General features: G+C 31.0%; 3 protein-coding genes. All 3 read right to left on the reverse strand.

The features are described 5' to 3' along the window. Nucleotides 1-1,304 (reverse strand): CocE/NonD family hydrolase (locus ACMOUI_RS12760; protein ID WP_418966075.1); only part of this gene is annotated, 1,304 nt, incomplete at its 3' end. After that, a complete protein-coding gene (locus ACMOUI_RS12765; protein ID WP_418966076.1) occupies nt 1,297-2,598 on the reverse strand; it encodes an MFS transporter in 1,302 nt (433 codons plus the stop codon). The genes ACMOUI_RS12765 and ACMOUI_RS12760, both read right to left, overlap by 8 nt. 15 nt (nt 2,599-2,613) lie before the next feature. After that, nucleotides 2,614-3,790, reverse strand: a 1,177-nt coding sequence (locus tag ACMOUI_RS12770) for a carboxypeptidase M32 (protein WP_418966077.1), incomplete at its 5' end; no start/stop codon positions are given.

A 3,790-nucleotide genomic window follows, 5' to 3' on the forward strand; every position in this document is an offset into this window, starting at 1 on the left:
TCCCATAACAACTTACAATGACTTGTTTTTACATTCCAATCATTTAATCCATGAACTATAAAAACTGAAGCTTTTACTTTATTAATATCTTTTAAATAGTTTCTCTCATCCCAAAATCTATTATAATTTCCATTTTCTCTATTCTCTCCCATAACCATCTCAGTAATTGACTTGTTATATCTTTTTCTTAACTCAATATTTTTATCGGTACAGTTTCTACTTCTACAATATTTTGTAAGTAGATCAGCATCATCTCCCTGCCACTCAAGAGGAGATCCAACAACTCCATTAACTCTATAGTAGTTATACCAATTGGATATCGCTGCCTCTGGTATAATTGTTTTTAATCCTTCAACTCCTGTTGTAGCTGCTGCTATACTCAAAGTTCCTAAATAAGATTTTCCACACATGGCAACTTTTCCTGTACACCACTCAGCCTTTATCTCAATATTATCTTCTAAATTAGTATATGCCTTTCTTTTTCCATTTAACCACTCTATAACTGATATTGTCCACTCTTTTTCCTCCTGTGAACCCGTACAGTTAACACCTTGAGACCCTCTAGTTCCAAATCCACCTGAAAATACACTTGCTACTCCCCGACTATTATAATATTTATACCATTCACTTATACAATCAAGTGCTTCCTCTTCAGCTAAAGATACTTTTTCCTCTCCTTTACTCTCTCTTTCATATTCACAATAAAATCTATTTTTAGAACTTTTAAATTTTACATCTTCATATCTTATTTTTTTCTCAGAAAAAGTTTTTAAGTCTTTATCCACTCTGTGCATACTCTCATATACTTCCTCATTACACCTCATCATATACGGATTTGCTACATATATAGCTGGTACTTTCATTCCCTGCAGTGTCTCTTTAGGTCTTCTTATAAAAACCTCAATCAAATCCCTTTTACCATCTCCATCAGTATCTAAAGATGTTTCCACATAAACTTTTTCAAATAAGCATTTTGTATAACTAAATATAGGCTGTAATTTGCCATCAAAGATTAAAATTTCAGGTATTTTTTTACTCTCATTGATTCTATCAAAAAAACCATTTTCACAAAGAGCTTCAAAAGTATTTCTTCCATCTCTATCTAAACTTTTAAAAACTTGTGTGAAAAGTATATCATTAGATTTTTCATATGAATCTATACCTCTACTTTTTAAAATATCTCTTTGTTCCTTCTCCGATAAGTTCTCATCTCCATATCCCAAAAGTTCTAAAATATATTTTTCTTTCTCTTCCACTAAATTTAATCTATCTTTATCTAAACACATTAAAATTTCATTATTCATAAGATTTTGCCCCCACTATCTCCCTTTGTTCAGTTCTACTTTTACTTAGGTGTAATTTCCAAATTTTTACAAAAACTGCTCCCACTAAAAGTACAGAGATTAAAATAATGAATAGGTATCTATAACCAGCTACTCCTGGATAGTTATCTAAAATTTTTCCAGCCATCAATGAGAGAAAGATATCGGGCAAATAACCAATTGTTGATATTAGTCCCACTGCTGTTCCCGAGTATTTATCTGGAATAGCTCCCTCCTCCATCATAGCCCAAGATAAACTATAGTTCACTTGATAAAATAGATAATTTAAAATATATAGAAAAACAAATGCTCCAATTACTAATGTTGTTCCATTTAATGGTAATAATAAAATCCCTGTCACTCCTAAAGCCATCCCTATAAATGATATAAATAGAAGGTTACTTGTTCCTATCTTATCACCAAGAACTCCCCCTCCTACATTTGAAACAGGAGAGATATATCTTTTCACTGCCGCTAAAACCGCTGCTGAAGTCACTGTCATTCCAAGTAAAGATGTTGCATACGGAACAAAGTAATAAAGTGATAAAGTGAATATATAGTTACAAAATGTCACAATAGCAATGATCCAAACAGCAGGAAGTTTTATAACATTTTTTATATCCGATATAGATATTTTCTCCCCACTACTGATTATTTCATCCTCCATATTAAAATGAACAAGAATCCCAGATAAAATTGTTAAAACAGAGTAAAAAACTATTATATACCTCATTCCAACATATATTCCTAGAGACTTTACCCCAATTTTAAAAAGTATTACTGCTATGGATGCTGCTATTGCTGCTGCCACTCCTCTTCCACCTTCAAAAATTCCAAAAGCTTTCCCCTGTCCATCAGAGTCTGAAAGCATTCTCACCGCTTTTACACATGCAGGCCAAAATGCAAATAGTGATGAGAATCCCCAAAATGCATAAAGTGCAACTAATGAGTAAAAAGACAGTGGTAATAGATGAATAAACCCTCCTAACCCTGTTCCTACCAATGAATAAACAAGAAGTTTTCTAACTGAAACTCTATCTGCAACATAACCACCAAATAGATATGAAACCATTCCAAAAACTCCAAAAATACTTCCAAATACTCCCATCTGTGTATTATTCAGATTATATGCCTCCAAGTAGGCATCATAATAATCATACCTAAAATATGGAAGCCCATAAATAATTGCTCCACCAAAAGATATCAATAGAATTGCAAATAAATTTTTTCTAAGTTTTTCCCCAAAGTTTAACTTTAAAAACAGTTTGTTTAACATACACTCCCCCTTGACTTATTTTACATTATAGAGTTTACAATACTTGTTCTTCAGATATTCTATATAGTGTTTTGAACTTAAATTTTCTTTCGTTAACTTTTTTAATATAGTGTTTGAATTATATAGAGCTCCATGGCAATATATATTATCCTTTAACCATTTATTCATCTTTTTTAAACTTTCATTATCTATTAAATCATTTAAAATAACACACTCTTTTTCCAAAGTTTTTTTCAATTGGTGTGAATACAACTCTGCTATTAAATATACCGGAAAAAAACCAAAATATCCACTAGCCCAATGGATATCTTGAAGGACTCCTTCTGAATATGAGTTTGGAACAACTCCCAAATACTCTCTGTATTTTTCATCCCAAACTTTTGGTAAATCTTTCACACATAAGCTCCCATCTATTAACTCTTTCTCAATTTCATACCTTATTATTATATGTAAAATATATGTTAATTCATCTGCCTCTATTCTTATGGGTGAAGGCTTTACTTGATTAACTAGCCGATAGAAGTCTATCTCTTTTTTATCATCTAACTCTGGAAATAACTCTTTTATTTTTTTTAAAACAATTGAAGAGATGTTTTTATCTCTTCCTACTATATTTTCGTAAAACCTAGCTTGAGACTCCTCTAAAACTTGTGAGCTTACCTCAGCTAAAAGAGTTCCCAGTAAATCTTCACTTATACCTTGCTCATAAAGACCTTTTCCTGCTTCATGAAAGGTATTATATATTCCTACTCTTAAATCATTTTTATCAAAACTTGTCACCACTCTTACATCTTTACAAGAAGCTGCTAAAGTCGTTGGATGCTCTCCTATATCCACTCTTCCATAGTTAAAATTATATCCCGTAATATTTAAAATATATTTTGAAAGCTCCAGCTGTTTATAATAATCATACTCTCCACTGAAATCCTCATATTTTATTCCATCATTTTTAACAATCTTCTTTACTAAAGGAATTATAAATTTTTTCAACTCTTCCACCAATATATCTAACTCTTCGCACTCTATGTCTATATCATAATATTTCAATAGTGCATCATATGGATTTTTTTTATATCCCCAATATTTAGTAAAATTTTTAAAGTGAACTATAATTTTTTCCAAGTACAATGAAAACTCATCATAGTTATCACTATTTTTAGCTTTTTTCCAAATATCCTCAGAGATAGATATT

Source organism: Cetobacterium sp. (assembly GCF_048470075.1).
GTDB lineage: Bacteria > Fusobacteriota > Fusobacteriia > Fusobacteriales > Fusobacteriaceae > Cetobacterium_A.